This is a genomic window from Sessilibacter corallicola (assembly GCF_021290925.1).
Classification (GTDB): domain Bacteria; phylum Pseudomonadota; class Gammaproteobacteria; order Pseudomonadales; family Cellvibrionaceae; genus Sessilibacter; species Sessilibacter corallicola.
The window spans coordinates 1-22,009 of sequence record NZ_JAJSLX010000003.1 but is presented as its reverse complement, the minus strand read 5'-3'; the positions used below and the strand labels follow the sequence as shown (position 1 = coordinate 22,009).

Sequence of the window (22,009 nt, the reverse complement as noted above, 5' to 3'; positions counted from 1 at the left end):
GATTTTTTTGAACGGATTCCATTGAATTTCTTATTATTATCTGAAAGTTTTCGAAAGATCTTTTCTGACTTGCATTACGTAAAAACAGACGCTGATAAGAATGGCCAAAAAATAGAAACACGCACTTTATTGATATATCATTAAAAACACGGAATATATTCGAACTTTAATCTTCCCGAAACAGAATCAAACATCGACCGGTATGAATCTAATATTCGTTTACGAGCAGCCATTTCTTCATCTATTTTCGTTTCTCTAATTTGATATTTCCTATATTCAATTGCGGCTCTATTTAATAATGGCAAAGCCAAATGTTTAAATCTGTCTTTGTAAATACCTTTTACAGCACCAAAAAACAAATCGGTATTGTTTCTTTTTTCTGCCAGAATTATGGCGTAACTCAAGCGCCCCATATCTGCAATGGTATAGTAATCATCTTGAATACGACGAAGTTTCCGAAGTAATTCCTGATTACTGCTAAGACTTATAAGTCGATTTAAATCGGATACCACAACTTCGGCATTAGACAAATATTGCCGAAAAAGCTCTAATTCTTTTCCTTGAGAAATTTTTACAGAATGGTCATTATAATTAAACTTCATGTCGGCATACATGTTGTCTATCCATGTATCCCAGGCGTTATCGCAAGCATTGGCATGGGATAATTGCCCATACATCAACAACCAAACCCCAATAGAAAAATAAGCGTATTTTTTCAAAATAGCCTCCCCTCATAGGAATGCACATTCAAATAATTAATAACAAAAAAGCTATCAGGTGGTATTCGAACTTATTTCAAGTAGATATATAAACGCTTTTTACCAACATAAATTGGTAGAATTTAAACAATACACAGATCTGTGTACTTTGGGAAGACTATTTCTGCAGCTAGAGATTTAAGAGAATTGGCACCTTTTTATTGACAGCAATGAATACAATTATCTTAAATTCTGAGGTAAATCAAAATTTAATGATGGCTTTTTTGGACAATTCGGCATTGCGTTAAAATAATCTGTGATGATGACTTTAAATCGGTACCAATTGCTCTCAGTCGCTGTTCGGCCACGTTAATATTGCTTTACATTCATCAAAGCCAACCAGATTAATTGATTCAGCTCCAACGACAACATATACCCAGGCTTCCATAGATTCATCTAACCTTGTTCTATCGACTTTTATACAATCGAAAGATATTTCTTTCTTCAGTAATTCATCAATTTGATCAGCGAGCTTAGTATCAAAACCAACAATATCTCGACAAATTTCAGTTAGCTTGTAGTACAAAGAACCTCTATGTAAGTTACTCAACGCAGGGTCATTTGAAATTGGCGCTAGTATTCCTCGTGCCCTAGGTTGTGCGCAAAGCCCTCCACCTGTTTGGTTATGATAAGTAACCCCTTGATCATTAAGAATAATAAGTGCAGTTTGATCTAGACTGTACAAACATATCTCTATTGTCATTACTTTATAGCTCCGAATAAATCATGAGAATACCGTTAGGCTACAAACACCTAACAGCAATATGAATTTCTATTTCTTTCTCGTTTGGGTAAAACTCAAAATCCGTTGAAAATAGCCGTTGATATTCAGGATTATCTTCAGAAAAGTACTCCCATACTTCCGTCCAAGCATCAATAGCAATTTGTGGCATATCGCCCTTTTTAGAAAACACCAAATATTTCGACCCAGGGATAATAACTTGCTCTATATTTTTTCCCTCCGGATATGATTGACCATCAAAGCCGGCTAAGACCGTGAACATACCATTGTGATCAGATTCATAATTGAAATAGACACCGTATACACGTTCACCCTGTTTGTAGTCGACGGATACAGTTTTATCAAACAATTGCCATAGAGCCGGTATTTTTCCGTTAGAGCTCATTTCTGCTTTATTATTTGTTCTGGCAGTGAGTCCGCTAATGACTTTTTCTGAAACAATTCTTAATTCCAATTTAATTCTCCAAAAACTATAAAAGCGTATTATTTAATTACTTAAATCCGAATAAGGGTAGCTCACTTACGTTGGCCAACTTCACCCATTCAAATCGGATTAATTTCTTAAGATAAATACACAAGAGCAGCCTAGCCACTCCTGTGTGTTTTAATCAGTTACATGTTGTTAAATAGAGTATCTAAACAAAAACAATGTCAGACTTCATACCATACAGTACAAATAAAACCTCTTCCTGTTCACGTTGAGCAACGTTGTTTTTCTCTAACGTTTTTAGAACATCGTCTAGAGTTGCAATGAATTCTCTTTCAGAAATATTCATACCTCGGTGAGTTTCTAACATGTCTTTCCCTTCGTAGAGCTGTGGACCACCGGTGCCTGCAATAAAAAATGCAGATGCCCCTTTTTTCAAAACCTCTCTACAGGAGTCAGCAAATCTAGGCGCTATCACGGGATTTGAAACATGAAGATCAACAAGATCACTGGCAATTTTGGTAATTCCTTCCGTTCTACCTAATCGCTCATATAATGATTCACTCACTGCTCTGCTCCTAATTTTTGTCTACACGTGTTCATATTTAAGCCTTATCACTAAATTTTTGGTAAAAAAAAGCCCTCGCAGCAGGCTGGGAGGGCTTTCTTGGTGATAGGACTTTAATTTCACACAAGCAGTAGCTCCCCCAGCCATCGAGTGGTTGTTTGGGTGCAATAGGTATCTGTAGTGGTGAAATTAATATAAATCATGGAGTGATCTTAGGCCGCCATTTAGAGTCTGTCAACAGGCCAACTGAATAATATTTATCATTCGGATTTCACCGATTAGTAATACTAAAATTTTCAACGCAACCTAAATCAGTCGTTAAATACACCAAGCGACAGTCAATAAGACATAGTTATCGATAAAAATTCAAATAAGATTAAACGGTTTGACAACAAACTTTAATAATCAAGCTTATTTGTAGGAAGAGTCGCGTAAAAGGCCGGAAATTCGTGTGATTCGCTCTGGAGGCTAGTGACACAATTAAGCTTAACTCTGAAAAGCCTAATGTAATATCAAAGTGTAACAAGTGAGCATGACCCACTCTACACTTTGATTTTTGTATAAAATGCATTTTTAACCTATTTAATCGCAGAATCCAATTGCTGCTGTCGATTATCCATAAGTCCTTGTACATCTTTGGCGTCGTTAATTAATGTAGGAATTTGATCAGGAGCAACAAAGCTTGGCGACGCTTCATTCTCGCCGATCAAAACAGCTTTACCGTTTTTCAAAGATTCTGGGATTATCCCGCTATTTTGAGATGGCACCGGGGCGGCGCCCCTATTGGCATCAGTACTTATTAATACCTCATTCGTCGCAATACCCTCTGGAGGCACATTGGAGAACTGCCAATTGCCTTGTGAATCTTTCCATTTGTAAACGGGGACTAGATCGCGAGTGTTGTCGTCAGTCTCGGGGATAACGTCATTAATAGATTGAGTAATGGAGTTTGTATCAGGAGTGAAATCACTGAGCGATAACCAAGGTGTACCATCTGGCTTTTTCAACACAAACAGCCCCGCAATACCAACAACAACCAGAAAAGAAAATAATTTAACCATTAAGCCCATAATATTTAGCCACTTATCATTGAATGCAGAGTCAATCACTGGATTACAAGTTTAGCGCATATTGCCATACGATGTAGAGAAATTACGGGATGAGATACGACTAACATCAACATTTACAATGACATTATTTCTGAGCGAACATTATAGAATTACTAAAGGAGGTTTGTAGAAGGTTTTCTGAATAAAAAACCTTATAACTGGTGACTTATTACTCTTTTTACCCCAGTTAAACTAGGCTAATACTTTAGTTTACTGAAGCTATAAATTCTGAGAATAACAATTTTTCTCAGTAAAATACCGTTAAAATACGAAAACTTTGGTTATGATTTACTCCCAAATAAATAGTAATCCATAGAGATTAGTCTTTAATCTAAAATTTTTTTCAGAAACATAAAATACAGCATTACTCCTATAACAGGCAATCCGTACCAAAAATATGAATTATTTGTACCGCCACTGAAAAACTGATAAATCACAATACCAGCAGCCACGATACAGAGGCCAGGTAAAACAAATAAAGAAAGATTAAGAACTTTCAATTTAGATTCAGACAAATCATTACCATTAGCAAAGGATCCACCAACAACCGCAGCTAACATAAAGGTAAACATTGAAAGCATCAGCTGGAAAATAGTACCTATAATAACCCACAAAACAGACATATCTTTCTCAAAAAAATTTAGTTAGTGTCGATTTAGCTTGCAATTAAAACTGGGGCGAAAACGGTAAAATAGTAAGATTAACTATACGATTAAAATTAATCTCTTTGCTTAGCAAAACCAAAAAACAAGGCATATCTTCAGATAATTGCCAATACTACAAGCATTATCAAAGAGAATAAAAAAGCGGTAATACGCAACCCCAAATTTTTCCCTGAATAAAGTATTCCGTGAGGTAATACCATATCTTTATCGGCTAAATATGCAATAGCAATATAAAGAACATAAGACCATATAATGGAGATCAAAATCCAGCCAGAAGCATTAATTTTACCTAGTTTTATACTTGTAATTACATACAATAACAACAAAATGAAAACTAAGCGGGTCCTCAATTTCTTGCTGAGTTTTGGTCGCCATTGACATATACTCCCTTCACGCTGGGTAAGATATACAACCCACAATGGTATTGTTCCAAAAACTAATAACATCAAAACGATAAAAACTAGCAATACCATCTGTTAGCTTTTCCCTGGACTTTCTTTTTGGGTGATCTTAAAACCTTTATTTGTCATACGTAAATTACCCACTTATATATCTAATCAACCCTGCTAATTAACATCATTAAAATGGCTATACGCGAACAACAACGGTACCTGCAATAAAATCATGCAATGCTCTATTTTTATCATTGAATAACATTGTTACGATTTCTAAAAAGTGCCAAATCAAATAAGCAATACCTAAAATCGACATTGTATAAAGAAGCCACTCTGGAGTTTGATTTTCTGCGCCAACTGGAATAAAAACTGACACCATAATTAAAACTACCAGCATAACTATAGGCACACAATCTCTGAGAAAAGCATGTTTAAAACTAATAGCTGTTTCTGATTCAAGGGTAACAACCTTAACGCCAGTTAGCATTTTCCCAAGAGTTTGACCGTAGAGAGTATGAAGCGCAATTGAATAAGCAGCGAATTGGATGATGTCTACATAACCTATAATGGTCCGTAAGCCGCCATCACTCAAAGTAATAACGTAAGTTAGCACGGCTGAGAGGATACTGATTAATAGGCTGTCCACTACCGCCGCAAACAATCTAGGAGCAAAAGTAAAATATTTTTCTTCTTCTTTTTGCAGTTTTAATTTATCTTTGAATTCTGAATCATTAATTTTTACTGAAATGGCCAATTCAATACTTTTGGCTCTTTCAGGGTATTTTTGCGAATCAATATGACTTTGGGCATCTAGGAGCTCATCCAGCGAGTAGTCGCTGTAATCTGGATCTGATTCCATAAAGATTCTCTCAATAAGCACGTATTGTTCCAATTCAAACTGCATTTTACGTCTAAGAGCTTGAACGGTTTTAATTGAGATTCAATTTATCATGAATTCAGCCCGTTTAAGAGCTAAAATTCGAGAAATAAAAGCAGAAACGAAATCAGCCTGCCTAATGATAATAACAGATGATTAATAACAAAAATCACAACTTAATACTTTAGTTCAGTGATATTCAATATACCGAAAAGCTAAACACCTCTCAGTAAGTTACACCGCTTCCTAAGTTTAAATTTTCGATTAAAAATAAGCATTTGTACTAAAGCTTTAGCTGAGAGCAACTTAACGTCTTTGCATGGCACTCAGAGCTTCTCCCATAACTTGATGGACGACATTAATCCCTTTTAACGGACGAACCATAACTTTAAAGTCTGAAATTTTTCCATCAGGATTTAATGAGATCATATCGACACCATTGACTGAAATTCCGTCAATTTCAGTTTCAAATTCCAACAATGCAAAATCTTTATCGTATACTTCTCGCACATATTTAAATGTATTGTTACATAACGTTTTAGAGGCCGCAGACAGATACATTTTGGTGATTTCTTTTCCCTTTTGCACTGTGTGAACTACAGGCGAATGCATGTTTACGTCATCTGCAAGTATTTCATCCAGCAAATCAGTATTTTTAGTTTTTACCAGTAAATGCCATTTTTCTATTGTTGTAGGAATCATATAATTTTTCTCCTTTACCAAAACGTCTCAACAAATGCTGTCGGCTCATCATAGATACACATCACACAGCAAGTAAAGGGATTTTTTAACACTCTGAAGTATTCTAATTGCATGCTCGCAACTGACGACTAACTGGAGAAATTTTCTTTTGAGTTAAGTAAAAATTAAAATATGTGTGATTATTTTTGTTGATTTTTAAATAAGTAATTATTTATAAGAAACCATGTAATAGCTACTCAATGGGTAATATGACTTCAGTAATTAATTCGTCCTCGCTGACTTCTGAGGGATCATTTTTATAGATCTCTCTCATTGCATCGCGCTGTTGATAGCCAAACTCCTGGCTCCAAGCAAACAGGGAATTATAGGCGAGTCCAAGTTCGCTATAGGAACCTTTATGAGTTAACCATGCAACCGTTCCGCCCGGAATATCGACAATACTGGCGGAATGAGTTTGTGGGTATGGTTTTTTAACGCCAATGCAAGCGTCAATAATTACTTCCCCTTTTTTATCGGGGTCACGGTTGATGCACATAACCGGATCTTCGAAACCTCTCCCCTCGTGCTGTAAAATATCGTAGAGCTGATAGATCAATCTGCTTCCATCTTCCACAAGGCGATCCAGAGCTGACCGGCAAGATAACTGCGCCACCATATAAGATGGCTCAGTTCTTATAGCGATTTCGTAGGGGATTAACTCGCCTTTTTGACTCATACGTTTTATGGATTGCAGAATTTGTTGCTGCCTGCTCATTTCCTTCAATATGCGAGCTTGTTCTACCTCTAAGAGAACTCCAAATTCTCTGTCGTCGGCCACCAACAACTGCTCAATGGTTGGAATGGCAATATCCAACGAACGCAACATACTGATAAGGACCGCTTTCTTAGCTTGATGTTGAGTGTAATAACGATACCCTGTTTGAGGTTCAACAAAAGCGGGCTTCAACAGACCAATATCGTCGTAATGGCGCAGTGCTTTGACCGTTAAGCGACAACTTTTAGAAAATCGCCCTATGGGCATCAAGACTTCTGACACAAACGACTCCTCTCAAGCTTTTAGCGTATTCTGGCGAGACCCAAAGGTTAGCAACAAATAGACCTTACGCCAGACCGTACTGCTGTGCAAATTCATCGGTCGGTTCAATCATGGTGTAAATATCAACCAATAAACCGTTTGGATCTTCCAACATGAAATGTCGTTGCCCCCACTGTTCGTTACAAAGATTAACAATCACCGGCAAACCCAAATCTTGAGCCCTTTGATAAACAACATCGACGTTTTCAACCTCAACGGTCACCACAACACCCTGTGGCGTCTTTTGATACCCTTTCGGAACACTCGAGTGATTCTTTTCGACAAAGGCTATCTGAATAGGCTCTAGGCTTGGACTTTGCAGTTGAATGTACCAGTCAATCTCAAAAATGACATTAAAACCCAGAAAATCAACATAGAACTCTTTGGAATCAACCAGATTGGTTGAACAAATATCGGGAAACAAGCTTTTCACTGTTACTCTCCTTGCGATTTTATTTCATAAAACACAACGATAAAAGCTCCCGTAACGGGAGAGTCAAGTACAGCGAAATTTTACTAACAGGAATGGTCGTTATGAAATAAAAGCTCAACACTTGGCTTTTGGGTGAGTTGAATGGTGATAGAAAGCCCACGTACTCAATCGAGCGATAACATTTTACTTATTGTTGATTTCAGCTTTAAATTCATTCAAAGACTGCATTTGCTGAGCAAAATCTTCTATAGAGGATGCTAAATTCCAATTTGGTTTATTACTAACAAACGCATCCCAGGCTGCCCTGTAAGGAGTAACCAAGTCTTCCCCACGATGAGTACCAATGAACGCTAAGGCAGCCATTGCAGAACCTTGATCGAACCACAAATCTTTCTGATTAAGATAATGTTCTAAATATCGATCAAGATAATTAATAGCTTGCGATGACGAAAAAGAAGCTAACGCTAAACAGTAATCATGACCGGCATAACAAACATCGCTACGTAACAGTAAATTACCAATATTTTCTTCAAGCTCATTCATACAGCCAAGTGCAGCGAAATATGCACCAACAGATCTCGGACGCCAGTCAAAATCCCCCAGCAAGCTAGATACTAATTCAATGTTGATTGAGTCTGTTAAAGCCAAATAATTTTTGCGAAAAGCATCAGTATCTTTGCTGCTCAAGTAGAACGGAACCACATATTTCGTAATTAATTCTCTACTTAAAGGTTCAACATTCTCAATAATATCCAAATCAGCAAATGGGCTATTGTGCCTCACTGTAACGTCTGCCACGTGACGAGCCAGTGATTCCTTTGTATTATCTTTGGTTTTATCAAACATAATCTCTGCAAAAAAGTTAATGAGCGCGTTATTTTTATAGTTTATCGTGACGTTGCCAAATATCGAAATCGCTACCACAAGCAGCTACAATATAATTACCACACCAAGAAAAACCAAAACCCCGTAAGTATTCGGTATAAATTTTTTCGCAATAACTTTGGTGCCCTTCAATCAATGAGCATTTATAATCTCGACATAAAATAAGATCGAATTCGGGCCAGTTTGGCGAAACAATTTCTAGAGATTCTCCCGCTGAGTTACTTTGAGGTAAACCGCCACCATTAGGGCTGGATATCATAATACGTTCTTGAGCTAAGCTACCAATACCTTCACAGGTTATATTCCACTCATCCAAACCTGCATATGCTTCGTAGTCTCGTTCAATTTTAATCCCGGTGGAGCAATCAATTAAACTCCTACCAGAACTTGACACCACTAATAGAAAATTAGTCTCAAGCTTGGAAAAGCCAACATTCAAAAGCCCGCCCACAGCCACAGAGGCAACATGCTGCCACCCCTGCGGATTTTTATTAAACTTGACCTTGCTAAGCAAATTAATAAGACGTTTTCGATTTTTATCTTTATATGAAAGCATAAGCATTTAAAATTGTAATTTTACTCTCGCCAATGCTGTGGTTCATTTAACACATTTGAACACTGAACTTTACCGATCGCATTTCCTAAAACATTCCCATTCAGCTGCTGAACCATCCAGGCGGCTGCATGTTCTTCCGGTATTGGATAAGGGGCATCAAATCCCTGTTCTCCCGCCGGGAAAAAGCCACATCGAGGGTAATAAGTAGGATGTCCCAGAACAAACACTAGCTCCGTTCCAGATTCTTTTAATTGTTTCAAGCCTTCGTTAATTAAGCTCTCACCAATTCCTTTTTTCTGCTCATCCGGGAGTATTGCTAATGGCGCGAGTATCTGAGCCGAGATTGGTAGTTCAGTTTCAGTAATTGTTGCCTTGGTATAGAGAATATGCCCGACTATGCGGTCATTTTCGATCGCAACCAAAGACAGTATCGGCATTGCAGTTGTATCATCAAGCAAGTCATCTACGAGTTTGGCAATTTCCAAACCTTTATCTTTTCCAAAAGCTTTTTTGTGTATTTCAAGTATCTCTTCACGCTCAGATTGAATTGATTTTCTAATTTCCAATGGTGTTTCCTTTTCATTTTAAATTGCTAACAAGTGTTTGCCATTTATAACCAACGTATGGAATGAACAGATTCTGTTTAGTTAGCGTGCCTGGCGTAATTCGCCAGTTAAATTAAGCCAAGTGGTGCACTAGATCTGGTGGAATGATATAAGGCTTTAGTACATTTTTCTTCGAAGTTGTATTTACTCTCTTTAGGTTTTTACCATAGATTTAATACAATGTCGCAGGCGCAATACATCTTTCACCCTTTAATTGACGTAGATAAACTAACTGAAAATACCAGGGAATAGTAAAGCCAAAACGATAATAATCACAAGGTACAAAATTACCGAACCTAACGTAATAAGCAACGTAAAAATATACTTTTTTAATGAAGAAAGCTCTTTCGAGAAGACCTTTATATTCAACGTAAAAGCCAACGCACCAAAAACTCCACCTATGGCACCACCAACTACGACTAGGCCAATTGGTAATGCACAAAACAGTTGATCATACCATTTCATTTTTTTCAGTTCTTCTAACACTCTATTTTCCTCGACTAGCTATATCATCCAGACAAATTGAAGGAACACACCAGCTCTCAACGCAATTCACCTAACGTGTTCCTCGAAGTAATACTAGTGAATTTAGATGGGCGTTAATTTACCATAAAACTAACGTATCTGAGAGATAAAAACTAAGAGTAGCAAGCTCTCTTAAGGGACGGTAAATGAGAAAGTTTTCGAGGAAAATTTATGGGCTTCTGGTCGACTATAAGACTCTAATGAGAATTTCAGATTTTTATTACCGTTTGCCCGTCCAATGTTCTCGTTTAGACAACTCTTCCTTTAGTTGAAAGTAAGCAATTTTCCACTCCTTACTATCTTTAAACTCTATAGTACCTAATTCCACTTCGTAGTCAGGATTGCGATCACTCTTTAACTGTGATTCTTCGCATTTGAGTAATTTTTTCCTTCGAGACATCAAAGAACCGGTATGCATACTTTTTAATTCACCTGTAGTCTTTACTTCAACAATACTTGGCATAATTCAAAATTCTCTCAAGTAATAATAGCTACAAAAGCACTTTTCAACTCATATCTTCATGGCAAACCATTTCTATATTATGACCATCTGGGTCGATGACGTAAGCTGCATAATATTGATCACTGTAATTTGGCCGTAAACCTGGGCCGCCGTTGTCTTCGGCTCCTATTTCCAGAGCTATGCGGTAGAAACTTTGAACCTGTGCTCGATTTTCAGCTACAAAAGCCAAGTGTAGATGCGCTGGATTTTTTTCAAGCTTACGACGAATACACAATGATGACTTACCATCTGAACTCAGCTCAATACCCAGCTCTCCTTCTGACACTACTGCCACACCGATAGGTTCTAAAACCTTAAGGTAGAACTCTCTCGACTTTTCATAGTCACGGACTCCAAACACAACATGGTCAAACATGCTCTCTCCTTAAATTAGGCTTCTAATGTACGGACTAACACTTGAGCACGGTGAAATGCTCTGTAGCTATCTAAATTGCCAGTTTACCTATAAGACTTTGATGCAATCAAATTACTTCGATTAGGAATTAATTTATCACGAATTGTGTGGGTATGAGAGATGAGAATTAGTCAATATGAGCGAGAAAAGAGAAGAACCGAATCAACCTGCTCTTATCTACTTAAGGTTTGAAGCCATCTGTTCTGTGCCATTAGATATTCAACCACAGCAATATAAAGAAACGTAATTATTGCTACCTGTTATACGCCTTCCATTCCTTTAACGTAGCAATAATCATAAAAAGAGAAATTAAGATAAAAAAACTCGTAATACCGTACGCAATTAGGCCACCAACTTTTGCTCATTTAATTTCCAAATGACCATCTTTAAACACATCGACTGACATTAGAACCGCCACACAAAAACTTGCCATTGAGGCACCCAGCATTTTTCGAAGAGAATAAATTTTTAATCCAAATAAGCGTTCAAAAAATTAGGTTCTGGTTTATTTTCAATATTTTTTCTACGCCACCGACGTTCTTTCATACTAGCCACGCAACTACCTATAACGTCATTTACACCTAAAAAATCGGGCAGCTCGATGTGCAAGCTGCGCAATCAAGATTCTTAAATACTGATACTATTCATCTTTCACAGAGCTGTTAATACCGAGCGCGGCTGAACCTAAGGTTTATTGCGCCCCCCAAACTAGGCTATCACGTTCTCTTCAGACTCCTCACTAACAGTAGGTTTTCGACGAAGGTAATATTCTACAATCAGGAATGCAAAAGGGATAATAGAGGCAATAAACACTAATAACCAAATTAATATTGACCAACCTTTTTTATGTGATACTTGTAATGAGAACATTAAATAGGCTAAAAAAAGCACTCCATGTAAGACTCCCAGTGCAAAAACATAGTCTCTGCTAATAAAACCAGCAGTAACAGACAAAATTGCCAAATAAGAACAACCTTCTAATACACTGATTACACGAAATAATTTCAACATTTTGACTCCGTTATTATTCGGTACGACCAAAAACTACCCATCTAAAACTCAACAGGAATGCATAATACCTAAACAAATAGAAAGCTTTTAGAGACTTTCTATCTAATCCAATTGTTCAGCATTTTGAAGCAGTATAGCTGCTCTGAATAGATAGTAATTTACCATGAAATCGATGGCTTAAGAGCTAAAATTCATTGAGAGTTCATGTGAAAAAAGGAGGAAAAAGGACAAATATTAGAAAATTAGAGGTACAACGGATCAAAAAAGCGTGGTTATAAACATAACACAAAGCAAGTTGCCGAAGACTACTCTTCGGATGCCATGTATCGATCATTTTTCACTCAAGACCACACAGCTTTCCATTCAGGCAAAACGGTTAAGATCGACTGGTCATATTCTTTTGTGTAGGGGTCACGATCAGCAAAGTGTTCCCTGATAAAATTAACGACGGTTGGGCTGTATGCAACTCCAAACTTAAAATCAGTAAGATGCTTGACCAGCATGTCAATTTTTATATAACGCCCACTCGCTCTATGATGACCAACAACAGTTACACTGTCACACGAGCCCCAGTACGCATCTATGACGTATACTTTTGCACCGCCACGAAAGTGTTTTGTGCCTCTTTTTAATTCACGTTCCGGCCCAAAGAATCGATCTTTTGTTACTTTAGCGGTAGTAACCGGTAATGTCATAGTTGCGTGTACACTTAAAATTTAGTTTGCTGTTAGACAAAGCAAGACTTTAATTGTCCAAATAGAGCATCTGAAGCAATAGTACATAAACAACGTTATTGGTATATATTATCAACTATTGAGAATTTTTAAGCCGTCTTTTAGACCAGAAAATTTTACATAATATTTATTGAAATAAGGATAGAGAAATACGTAAAAGAGTGTAAGAACATGCAGTGGCATTACTATTTTAACTTACTGAATTTTTTAATATACCGGCAGTTGTAGCAACACAAAAAATTTAAATAACTAGCTCTGTATAACATTGCCACTCATGCCTCCGTTGCTCATACAAAAAGTAAACACTACACTGTAACTAATAGATGCTAATAGCGCTAACAATAACACCACAGATGTAACAAACATTGCTATATCACTGGCACCAGAAAAATTCTGGGGCCAAATATACCAAAGAAAGCGACACCCAAACCAATACTCCGATATGGATGAAATAAAACTCCGATTACAAAAACATGGTGCTAGCATACACCTTTATAAGCGAAGATCTTTTCATTTTCGACGAAACTTAACATCCTTCTAAATAGAAAATTAGTACCGAGAAAATACCATGAAAGTCCAACACGAGGCACAACGAAGCTCTCAAGATAGTTGACAACTCTCTATTAAGCCAGCTTACTCCAAATTGTATATATAATCGCGACATCGATAATTATATGTAATAAATAAGACGAAGCCAATCGGTATCTAATTGCCGGTTTGGATAGTTCTTTTCTTAACATGGTAGATTTGAATTTAAAGCCATTAGCAATTGTATTTAGTTCACTTTCAAATGCTATGATCCTTTTTGTACTAGACTTCAATACTGAGAAGTTAGCTAGAAAAAATAAGCTGACGGAAATTATCAAGGCAATACCTTGATTCATAGTAAATGGTATTCTGGATGACATTAACCATCCGATTGTGGCAAGAACAACAACCACATAAAAATTCCAATATGAATTTACCCTTACTTCAAGATTTTCAATAATATCGATTACCTCTTTAACTTCGTCGTTCATTCATATCCTTTATAAATGCCTAGATTGCTATGGAACACAAAATATAAAAATCCAAACAGCTGTGTCTGGTCTTGTATGGATAATTCCCCATAATTTCTTTCTATTAAAGTGAAGCCCGTAATTAAGTGGCAGCTAGTTTACAGATTCTTTTTTGCTTGAATAGTCGAATAAGTTGGGCTGAGTTTAACGTCGAACCTGAATTTAGCAAGATAGAGTTATTATCGCAAACCTATCGGGGAGAATAACACTCTATAAATGTAAGTGAGCTTTTACTCGATGTCGACATTCATGAAAGAAATATTTATTTTCAAAAAACTACACAACTGGCATAAAATTCATTTTCGAAAAATTGTTAACTATCACGCCATGGCGATAATACGCAAAAGTCACAAATCAAATAGCTCAAACCGACCGTATTGACGCGAAGTTAATCGCACTATATGCAGCTGTCATTAAACCAAAATCCGCAATTTAATTATTATCAAAGAATTATTTGCACAACGAAAGTTTATATAAATAAGAACTCAATAGTAAAATCCTCCATATTAGATCTAGTTCTCAAGCCAATAGCAACTATTGAAAATATATAAGAAAAACCCATAAATTCATAACTATCGAGCACCAAGCCTACGACTGTAAACATATGTTGAAGCAGATAAGACAACTCAAATATAATACAAACCAAATAAGCTCATCCATAAACTTTTATTTTGCACAGCTATAACTTGGATTAAAAATTCTAAACTATTTTCTGTTAACGCTCAAATTAGAAACAACTACGTAGTGATTATCCACTAGATCTATTTATTATGTACTTGCACTAGAAGAGCAATGAAATAATATAAAAAATCAACAATGACACCAAAAAATTAAATTTTCAGATTCTTGTTGTGCCCACCTAAAACTACCTAATAGGACTTGAGAAAGTATATGATCAATTTTAGTTAACGAAGTTATTTTACGGATTAAGACAAATAGCACATACGAAAGCGGCACAAGCTACAAAAATATTTCTATAGCGTTATATTCATAGATAGAGTAATAAATCATAGTTTCGCACTTCTCCAGCCTAAATGGATCTATCGCGTTCTTGGTAATGATTCAAACTCCATGTATACGATTGTCTTTCTGAAACTCATCAGCAATCATAATACCTTCAATATTGCTTAATGAAATATTTCTTTTACTGAAGGGATAAATTACATTTCTCGATAGAAATAAAGGGAAAAAATTTTAAAACTAAAGACACTATAAAAACATAAAAACTACATAACATCTTTTTATTAACGTGGTATATTTCTTGTCTAGTTTAAATCGTTACATGAGCACACTACTACTATATGGGCACAGTGAAATGTAGGTTCCTGCCACATCAGGTGGCAAGTGTGAGTGCGTTTTATGTGTTTTTAGTTTTATTATTTAGCACCTTTTCAATTATCTTTAATATTTCAGAGAACTTCATTTTACTACATACATCTACGGCTCCAGCAGACAGCAATGCTTGATTTCCCCTTTCATGAGATGACACTGCAATACAAGGTAAACTCGGGAATTCTCCTTTAACATATCTCACAAAATTGTCACCTTTCCCATCATCAAGATCATAGTCGACGAGAGCCACATCAAATTTTGCTTCTCTAGTCATTTTTATTGCGATCTCTATACTTGGCATCAATGTGACTTCATGATTGTATAGAAATTTATCCGTTACAATTTTTCCTAAGTGAGGATGATTTTCAATAAATAAAATTTTCATTTCTCTATTGCGCATAATACCTACATAAAAGGCGGTCGGTAGCGAGCTTTGCAGAGGCCACATTATTTGTGGACGTATACATCTGAGAGAGATATTATATTTCGTACCCATACTGCTTAAAATAGCGTTTAATAAGTAATTTTTTCTTTTTACTGGGGATTTATTTTTGTATATTATTTCTCTCTTTGGCAAATTACTAAAGTCGTAATACAGCTGTTTCAGCCTAACGCTGCGGTAATGGACCGCTTCGTTAAAGGTACCTCGTCAAAAGCTCATGTGCCATTAAAAACTCCTGCTCTGAAAGTACATAAACTGAAACATCCGGAACCTGGGAAGATAATTCATTTGCCCTCTGAATAACTTTAACCATATTGACCAGGGCATCTTCTAGTTCGAGACGCCAACCACCGACCATGATAGTAGTAGCGATGCTATTTAGTCGTCGAGACTCAGCCAGTGACAACACATGTCTTAGGGCACTTGATTGCACATCCAGCTTCTCTCGATCGGATAAGGTGTCTATGTGGTTTAAAGTTGCGGCGATAAAACAGTATTTATTATGAAAATCATAATCAGAGTGGATTTTAATTGCTTGTGCTCTACCAAGAACAATAGGGTAACTAATTTCTTCGTCAACTTCTTCCCAGATATCGGGATACACTCTCGCAAAACTACGAGCAATATTTCCTTCCATTCCCCTAGCAGCGCCATCCACAGTTAAGACAATACCTTCATCCTGATTTTGAAAAATATCAGCGTGAAATAGTTTTATAGTCATAGGTTGCTTAATGTCCACACAAAGACAGATAAGTTTTGGATGTCACGGCGACCGAAAATAGTGATTGGTACGGCTTGTTATGCATGATCACCCCCCACGATACGATTGACTAACAAAAACGTTGTTACTAAACCCAACCCTACGTACAACACTTTTAAGTTTACGATGCCAACCATGTATGTGATTAAGGCCAGCGAACATAAACCAATTAATGTGCTAGACCAAAAAATGGTCGATTTTGACCTTTGTTTAATAACGCTTAATCCGTGGTTGATTAATGCTACTTCCATTAAGTAGATCCCACAAATACTACAAATGGAAAGTCCTGCCAGTAAAAGGCCGTATAAAGTGACTGCCTCAATAAATAGTAGAAAACCTATTAATGGCACTAACACAACTGAATAGCCGATGTATTCGCCATATTTTTCATCTATCTCGTGTAGTTTCATTTATACATAAGCCGCCAAAATGGAGTTGATTGTTTTGTGTTAGCGTAGCGGCTAAGCACAAAATTAGAAATGCAGTAGAAGTCGGATTGAGCAGTTTGTTAGGGTTAATACACTGGCGTAAGTAAGACACCCATAAAACATACAAACTTGTTAAGTATTACCATCTATTACACCCTGCATTTTGCTTAATATGGCTTGATATCTGTCTTTTTTAATATATGACTCAAACCGACGAAGCAAAGCATTTGCGCTGCTCCATTTTAAATCAATCTCGATGCTCGTTGTTCTATTTATCAACACAGGTGAACCGTATACAATCTCATCATCTTCATATCCTGTCTTTGGAAGCATTAACCAATATTCACAAGAATCATCTGCCTGAAAACTGATTATTAAGGAGCCTCCGTCTCTTAATTTTTCGACACTTAAAATATGATTGACATTCATAATACACTTAACAGCGCATGCTTTTTGTGCTTTCGGTAGAGGCCCGTATTTGAGGTCGGAACGAATTGCAGTAACTTGTTACAACCGACCACTCCAGATTATGTAAATTCCCAATGCCAATATCAACACAGAATAGCAACTCACCTTTATGCAAGTACTTTCCCGGATGAGTGACCGGAGGAATAACGACAAGATCACTACTCACTCCCGGAAATGAACTCGGTCTTTCAGGTACTTTTACTTCAGTATTCACATTCATAGTTCTTTGAAGTTATAACAATCGCTTCGCTAAGCCCTAATTTACCATGAAACCAGCGTTCCTGAGAGCCCAAATTGACTGCCAAATAATGCGGACAAAGAAAATACAGACTTACAGGCTGAAAATTTACCGCAATTTAAGATCACCAAGGAAGAGCAGACGGGAAGATTTATCGCAACTGATAAAAGTTTAAAATTAGTAACCACGTTTTCTAATTAATACTTTAGTTCACTCAAGTCACAGCGACAAAAACTTTCAATTTTATACAGCAGAAAATAATGAATTTAGAACCAAGAAAATTCCACAGAGGACGGACAACGCTCAGCTAAAGAGTTAGAGCCTTGGACAGATTGTTATATTTACGTTTGAAAATTGGGGAATACATTCTATACAATTTTACGTGTAATCGCTGCCTTTTATTTTTGATTCCTTATCTTGATAGAAACCCCAATCAGGAGCCAGCTCTCCATTTCTTCGGTAAGCTATTGCTTTAACAAAGGAGTCTTCTTCATTTTCACAGTAAATACCAATGAACAACTTTGATGATTTAAAGAGCGGCTCGTCTTTATAGGGTTCTTGGAGCGCCAAAACATCCGCTAATACTTGTACTAACTCGGTATCAAACAGATCCCTCAATTCTTTCTTTAACTCTTCTAGAAACATGGAGATTCAAATTTCTAAACGTAACGCTCACATAAAAGGTGAGCATTAGCGGTCCAGCCCATGGTTTTTGTGGGTGACTTTTAATGCGCTTGTAAGGTGATTTATGTGCAATCATGATTAAGATACCAACCATCTCCTAGAGGCATAATCTCACTAGAATAACCCGGCTTTATATCACTTTTCGGAACCGAAAGATCACCGTTAATATTTATGGTTGTTAAGCAACCCGCAACAGCTAGACCACTTCGATGAACCATAATACGAATCCAACTAGGTTCTCCAGGGCAATATTCTATTCGCTCCGAATCAACTTTGTTAAACCTCGTCAGGTAATCTTGATACCTCTCAGGAGATATACCGACTTCCCTGAGAACTTGTTCGATAGAAATCCTTCGCTCGTAATTTTGATTAGTATTCCATTTTCCGTTATGGCCCCTGTAGTCTCCTATACGATCAGTGCCTACAGCAAAACAAGATGCATCATAATTTTCCTCTTTGATCATTGAAGACAGTTGTTCGAATGAGTCTCTGTTTTCAACAAAATCTTTTTTAATTTCTTCGAGATCAACCTGCTGAACACAGCCTGTCAAGAGAAATAACAGAAAAATGGCATTAACCTTCATTTTCATCTAACTCTGTAATAACCGAGCAGAGCATAGTGTGGCAAAGAGAGCGAAGTGAACCACACAATGAGGAGCCCGGTTGGTTGCTTTGTTAACACTTTGCATTAGATTAAAACTTCCTATTAAACTCTGGAAGGCCAAGCTCGACTTTTATTTGCAGAAACCTTGCTTCCGAAAATGGACCTTGAGCGATTTCATCTCCGTTTAAATGTTTATCATCTTTTTCTCTGTCTATGTAAAAATACGAGATTGATCCATTATCGATCGATTTTTGTTTTGCAACCACGTATTTAACATTGCTACCAACTGCGATAACTTCGGCTTTAACTCGCCCAATTGAAGCATTTTTACTTATTTCATAATTTAGCGTGCGGTTACCTCCAGTATCGGTCCATATTACCTCGTAAGGTTCATCTCGCCATTCTACGCCCGAGTCACATGAGCATAGTAGAGCCAAAAATATAATAATTATTGCTCGTTTCATATTTAGTGCTAACGTTCAGTTAGGTAGTGCTACATTTCCCAATAACAGTTTCCATTGCGGCTCATCATAGACATCTAGCTTCGTAAATTTTCGCATACGAAATGATGCCAAGTCTCCTGTTATAAAGGATATAGCAAAGGTAATTAAAATCATCAGTTCAACATCTGCGCAAGCATTCATTTAGTAAAGTTAAAGCCATACTAAGATGCGGCTACGCACCAGACGTCCAGCTACGCCAGCTTTAGTTGGCGGAGTGTGCTTAAGTAACTTGTTATGCTTCCATTTAATGCCATATTCAACTAGTTCCTCATATATCTTTTGCCCCTCATCCTCGAACTCTCGGGTTTGTAGTTCTCTGAAAATGAATGATTCAAAACTCTCGAAACTACGTGCACCACATCTCTACCTGATTCGCATCTCGATAACTTCGAGGTAATTGAATTAATTTCAGAATCATATTCATTAATCGGGCTACTACCTTCAAGCAGACAGTATGGATCAATTCTATGAATAGATTGTCGAACAATTCTCAAACAGATACTAATTTCCTCTTTCTTCATACCAAGTAACTACTGAATTTCGGGGCTCCATGAAACATAATGCCACCATAAAAGGCGCGAGCTTGCGAGTGTACAGCGATCCTAACAAGCGAATTAATGGCCTTGTCAGTTTGCGTATAGCTTTGGTAAGAACCACTTAAAATCCTCCGATGCTTCGGAGTCCCAAGGCCAAAAACCCGACGTATTTGGATAGATAAGCTGAAGTACTTTGAAATTATTGCTGTTGTAAAGCCAGTTGGCCCAACCGAAATGCTCAGAATAGTGTTCTTGCGCTACTTCTTTAAATGTAACCTCGAAGCCTTCAAGGAAATCTGAATAGTACTCGTTGGGCTTAAATACTTCACCAGCTCTAACCCTATTGTTGTACTCGTTGGCAATCCAGTGTGCTATTTCTTGTTTTAGACCAGTGATGATTATTTCTGGTTGCCCCGAAGTCTTTTCGATACCTATTGAATAGGTGAATCTGGGGTATTCGTCCTCTTCCATGACATGGAGAATATGGCAACCGTGTTCTTCTATATCTTTCAGAGCTTTTTCTTCGTACTGATCCATGATGTACCTATGCAAACTAACAACACACTAAACGACGAACCAAGCGACGGTGAGTTCAAAGCAAACACAACATTTTACTTAACGTTTGAGCGACTTGTTATACGTTTTAATCTGAAATTGGAAAATACACATTAAAACCAAACTCAAAAATGACGGTTTCATCCAACGTACAAATCATATTACTTTTTAGCAAGTTTTCCCCTTTAACTTGAGTGCTTAGCAGCATGTACTGCGGGTTATAGAAATGTCCGCTTTTTCCTTAAGATTAAATGAATATGAACCCGAATTCGATTCAATTTGAATAACTTCATTTGAGTTACCTTCACTACCTGATTCTGACATTACATACTTACAATCAATAGTAGCCTCTTGCTTATATCACGCTTTGCTAGTTGTGTCTCAGGAATCAAAACATTATAGAGATCTAAAGAGAGAAACTTTCCAATGTTTCGCATTGATTCTTTACGAAATTTTTTTGGTGTCGCCATAAATGAGAGGGAAATTAAGAGCTTCGTTCGCGAAAAAGGCAGCATCCATTCAAAGGTCTTTGATTTCCGTGGAAGTTATTTCTCTTGGTGGAACGAGTACGTTACCAATTTCGCTCTTCTTCGTGCATACATCGTCGATGTAATGGCTTATAACTGGATCTGATTCTTCATTGAGGCCCCCTCTTATAGACAATATTATTAGAGCCTTTCTAGCTTGTTCTATTAACTGCAGCCAATATGTATTGTTTTTTAGCGCCCTAATTGGGGGCATTACTTGCGGTGTGTTTTCGCATGCTCTAACCCAAACTTCGTGGAATTCGAGAATTGCGGTCTGTTCTTCCTTTGAGAATTCAGGGTCTGTATATTCGGAGATTTTCCGATCATCAACCCAGTCTTCCCACATACAAAGAATTTCATCGCCTCCGAACCACTCGTGTAGCGCTGGATCGGCAATTACTTTCAAAACTTCAATAATTCGATTTCTTATTCTCAGATAAAGAATCTTTGTTGGTATTTTATTGGAGTTCATACTCACCCGACTGCCCCACAATTAGTAGTCACCTTCTATAGTTATATTTAACTGAAAGTGGAGGTGCTCAAATGGCACGTAAAAAATATCAATCTTACACAGAAGAATTTCGTCGAGAAGCAGTAAAACGGTCGGAAAAACCGGGTGTTACTCAGGCGCAAGTTGCCAAAGAGTTGGGTGTAAGTGCCCAACAAATCGCTAATTGGAAACGTCAATTTACCCGCCTTTCTGATAAACAATTTAACTCTGTTGATGGCGTCGATTACTCAAAAAAAGAAAGCGAAGAACTGCGACGTTTACGTAGAGAAAATAAACGACTGCAAGAGGAGATGGATTTTTTAAAAAAGGCTGCGGCGTACTTTGCCAAAAACCAAGAGTGAAGTACGCAATCGTTCAAGAGTATGAAGGTGACTATTCT

At 37.1% G+C, this 22,009-nt stretch carries 30 protein-coding genes; 1 reads left to right on the top strand and 29 read right to left on the bottom strand.

Annotation, left to right across the window (positions count from 1 at the left end; all coding sequences use genetic code 11):
• Positions 1-140: 140 nt before the first annotated feature.
• The 29 genes from LU361_RS14400 to LU361_RS14260 form a co-directional block, all read right to left on the bottom strand.
• Positions 141-719 carry a hypothetical protein gene (locus tag LU361_RS14400; protein WP_233089580.1) on the bottom strand — a complete coding sequence of 193 codons (579 nt, stop codon included), beginning with the start codon at positions 717-719 and terminating at the stop codon, positions 141-143.
• Positions 720-1,047: 328 nt separating this feature from the next.
• Entirely contained in the window at positions 1,048-1,461 is a 414-nt protein-coding gene (locus LU361_RS14395; protein ID WP_233089579.1) for a DUF6210 family protein, read from the bottom strand.
• A 40-nt stretch (positions 1,462-1,501) separates the two neighbouring features.
• Positions 1,502-1,954: a GyrI-like domain-containing protein gene (locus tag LU361_RS14390; RefSeq protein ID WP_233089578.1), complete on the bottom strand. Its 453-nt coding sequence runs from the start codon at positions 1,952-1,954 to the stop codon at positions 1,502-1,504.
• A 181-nt stretch (positions 1,955-2,135) separates the two neighbouring features.
• Positions 2,136-2,495: a group I truncated hemoglobin gene (locus LU361_RS14385; protein ID WP_233089577.1), complete on the bottom strand. Its 360-nt coding sequence runs from the start codon at positions 2,493-2,495 to the stop codon at positions 2,136-2,138.
• Positions 2,496-3,073: 578 nt separating this feature from the next.
• Complete coding sequence (locus LU361_RS14380) at positions 3,074-3,565, bottom strand: DUF4124 domain-containing protein (RefSeq protein ID WP_233089576.1); 492 nt, start codon at positions 3,563-3,565, stop codon at positions 3,074-3,076.
• Positions 3,566-3,930: 365 nt separating this feature from the next.
• Positions 3,931-4,227 carry a hypothetical protein gene (locus LU361_RS14375; protein ID WP_233089575.1) on the bottom strand — a complete coding sequence of 99 codons (297 nt, stop codon included), beginning with the start codon at positions 4,225-4,227 and terminating at the stop codon, positions 3,931-3,933.
• Between the two features lie 137 nt (positions 4,228-4,364).
• Complete coding sequence (locus LU361_RS14370) at positions 4,365-4,742, bottom strand: hypothetical protein (protein ID WP_233089574.1); 378 nt, start codon at positions 4,740-4,742, stop codon at positions 4,365-4,367.
• Between the two features lie 115 nt (positions 4,743-4,857).
• Positions 4,858-5,523: an RDD family protein gene (locus tag LU361_RS14365; protein ID WP_233089573.1), complete on the bottom strand. Its 666-nt coding sequence runs from the start codon at positions 5,521-5,523 to the stop codon at positions 4,858-4,860.
• Between the two features lie 324 nt (positions 5,524-5,847).
• Positions 5,848-6,243, bottom strand: coding sequence for a nuclear transport factor 2 family protein (locus LU361_RS14360; protein WP_233089572.1), 396 nt, complete (start codon positions 6,241-6,243; stop codon positions 5,848-5,850).
• Positions 6,244-6,475: 232 nt separating this feature from the next.
• A complete protein-coding gene (locus LU361_RS14355) occupies positions 6,476-7,279 on the bottom strand; it encodes a MerR family transcriptional regulator (protein ID WP_233089571.1) in 804 nt (267 codons plus the stop codon).
• Positions 7,280-7,343: 64 nt separating this feature from the next.
• On the bottom strand, positions 7,344-7,751 hold the full coding sequence (locus tag LU361_RS14350; protein ID WP_233089570.1) for a VOC family protein: 408 nt from the start codon (positions 7,749-7,751) through the stop codon (positions 7,344-7,346).
• A 183-nt stretch (positions 7,752-7,934) separates the two neighbouring features.
• Entirely contained in the window at positions 7,935-8,597 is a 663-nt protein-coding gene (locus LU361_RS14345; RefSeq protein ID WP_233089569.1) for a DUF6000 family protein, read from the bottom strand.
• 34 nt (positions 8,598-8,631) lie between these two features.
• Positions 8,632-9,198 (bottom strand): hypothetical protein, encoded by a 567-nt coding sequence (locus tag LU361_RS14340; protein WP_233089568.1) that lies wholly within the window; start codon positions 9,196-9,198, stop codon positions 8,632-8,634.
• Between the two features lie 14 nt (positions 9,199-9,212).
• Positions 9,213-9,758 (bottom strand): GNAT family N-acetyltransferase, encoded by a 546-nt coding sequence (locus tag LU361_RS14335; RefSeq protein ID WP_233089567.1) that lies wholly within the window; start codon positions 9,756-9,758, stop codon positions 9,213-9,215.
• Positions 9,759-10,025: 267 nt separating this feature from the next.
• Positions 10,026-10,283: a hypothetical protein gene (locus tag LU361_RS14330; protein WP_233089566.1), complete on the bottom strand. Its 258-nt coding sequence runs from the start codon at positions 10,281-10,283 to the stop codon at positions 10,026-10,028.
• Positions 10,284-10,542: 259 nt separating this feature from the next.
• Positions 10,543-10,785, bottom strand: a complete 243-nt coding sequence (locus LU361_RS14325; RefSeq protein ID WP_233089565.1) for a hypothetical protein — start codon at positions 10,783-10,785, stop codon at positions 10,543-10,545.
• Between the two features lie 43 nt (positions 10,786-10,828).
• Positions 10,829-11,200 carry a VOC family protein gene (locus tag LU361_RS14320; RefSeq protein ID WP_233089564.1) on the bottom strand — a complete coding sequence of 124 codons (372 nt, stop codon included), beginning with the start codon at positions 11,198-11,200 and terminating at the stop codon, positions 10,829-10,831.
• A 747-nt stretch (positions 11,201-11,947) separates the two neighbouring features.
• A complete protein-coding gene (locus LU361_RS14315; protein ID WP_233089563.1) occupies positions 11,948-12,250 on the bottom strand; it encodes a DUF3817 domain-containing protein in 303 nt (100 codons plus the stop codon).
• Between the two features lie 341 nt (positions 12,251-12,591).
• On the bottom strand, positions 12,592-12,945 hold the full coding sequence (locus tag LU361_RS14310) for a hypothetical protein (protein WP_233089562.1): 354 nt from the start codon (positions 12,943-12,945) through the stop codon (positions 12,592-12,594).
• A gap of 662 nt (positions 12,946-13,607) precedes the next feature.
• The gene (locus LU361_RS14305) at positions 13,608-14,003 is read right to left on the bottom strand and encodes a hypothetical protein (RefSeq protein WP_233089561.1); all 396 of its coding nucleotides are present in this window, start codon (positions 14,001-14,003) and stop codon (positions 13,608-13,610) included.
• Positions 14,004-15,399: 1,396 nt separating this feature from the next.
• A complete protein-coding gene (locus tag LU361_RS14300) occupies positions 15,400-15,822 on the bottom strand; it encodes a response regulator (RefSeq protein WP_233089560.1) in 423 nt (140 codons plus the stop codon).
• Between the two features lie 187 nt (positions 15,823-16,009).
• Complete coding sequence (locus tag LU361_RS14295) at positions 16,010-16,537, bottom strand: macro domain-containing protein (protein ID WP_233089559.1); 528 nt, start codon at positions 16,535-16,537, stop codon at positions 16,010-16,012.
• 77 nt (positions 16,538-16,614) lie between these two features.
• A complete protein-coding gene (locus LU361_RS14290; RefSeq protein ID WP_233089558.1) occupies positions 16,615-16,827 on the bottom strand; it encodes a hypothetical protein in 213 nt (70 codons plus the stop codon).
• Positions 16,828-17,136: 309 nt separating this feature from the next.
• Complete coding sequence (locus tag LU361_RS14285) at positions 17,137-17,433, bottom strand: hypothetical protein (protein WP_233089557.1); 297 nt, start codon at positions 17,431-17,433, stop codon at positions 17,137-17,139.
• A 655-nt stretch (positions 17,434-18,088) separates the two neighbouring features.
• The gene (locus LU361_RS14280; RefSeq protein ID WP_233089556.1) at positions 18,089-18,355 is read right to left on the bottom strand and encodes a hypothetical protein; all 267 of its coding nucleotides are present in this window, start codon (positions 18,353-18,355) and stop codon (positions 18,089-18,091) included.
• 101 nt (positions 18,356-18,456) lie between these two features.
• The gene (locus tag LU361_RS14275) at positions 18,457-18,984 is read right to left on the bottom strand and encodes a hypothetical protein (RefSeq protein ID WP_233089555.1); all 528 of its coding nucleotides are present in this window, start codon (positions 18,982-18,984) and stop codon (positions 18,457-18,459) included.
• Positions 18,985-19,087: 103 nt separating this feature from the next.
• Positions 19,088-19,462, bottom strand: a complete 375-nt coding sequence (locus LU361_RS14270) for a hypothetical protein (RefSeq protein WP_233089554.1) — start codon at positions 19,460-19,462, stop codon at positions 19,088-19,090.
• Between the two features lie 665 nt (positions 19,463-20,127).
• Positions 20,128-20,574 carry a DUF4262 domain-containing protein gene (locus tag LU361_RS14265; RefSeq protein WP_233089553.1) on the bottom strand — a complete coding sequence of 149 codons (447 nt, stop codon included), beginning with the start codon at positions 20,572-20,574 and terminating at the stop codon, positions 20,128-20,130.
• A 537-nt stretch (positions 20,575-21,111) separates the two neighbouring features.
• A complete protein-coding gene (locus tag LU361_RS14260; protein ID WP_233089552.1) occupies positions 21,112-21,591 on the bottom strand; it encodes a hypothetical protein in 480 nt (159 codons plus the stop codon).
• A 71-nt stretch (positions 21,592-21,662) separates the two neighbouring features.
• Here LU361_RS14260 and LU361_RS14255 point away from each other — a divergent pair, with 71 nt between their 5' ends.
• Positions 21,663-21,971 carry a transposase gene (locus LU361_RS14255; RefSeq protein ID WP_233089551.1) on the top strand — a complete coding sequence of 103 codons (309 nt, stop codon included), beginning with the start codon at positions 21,663-21,665 and terminating at the stop codon, positions 21,969-21,971.
• Positions 21,972-22,009: the final 38 nt, after the last annotated feature.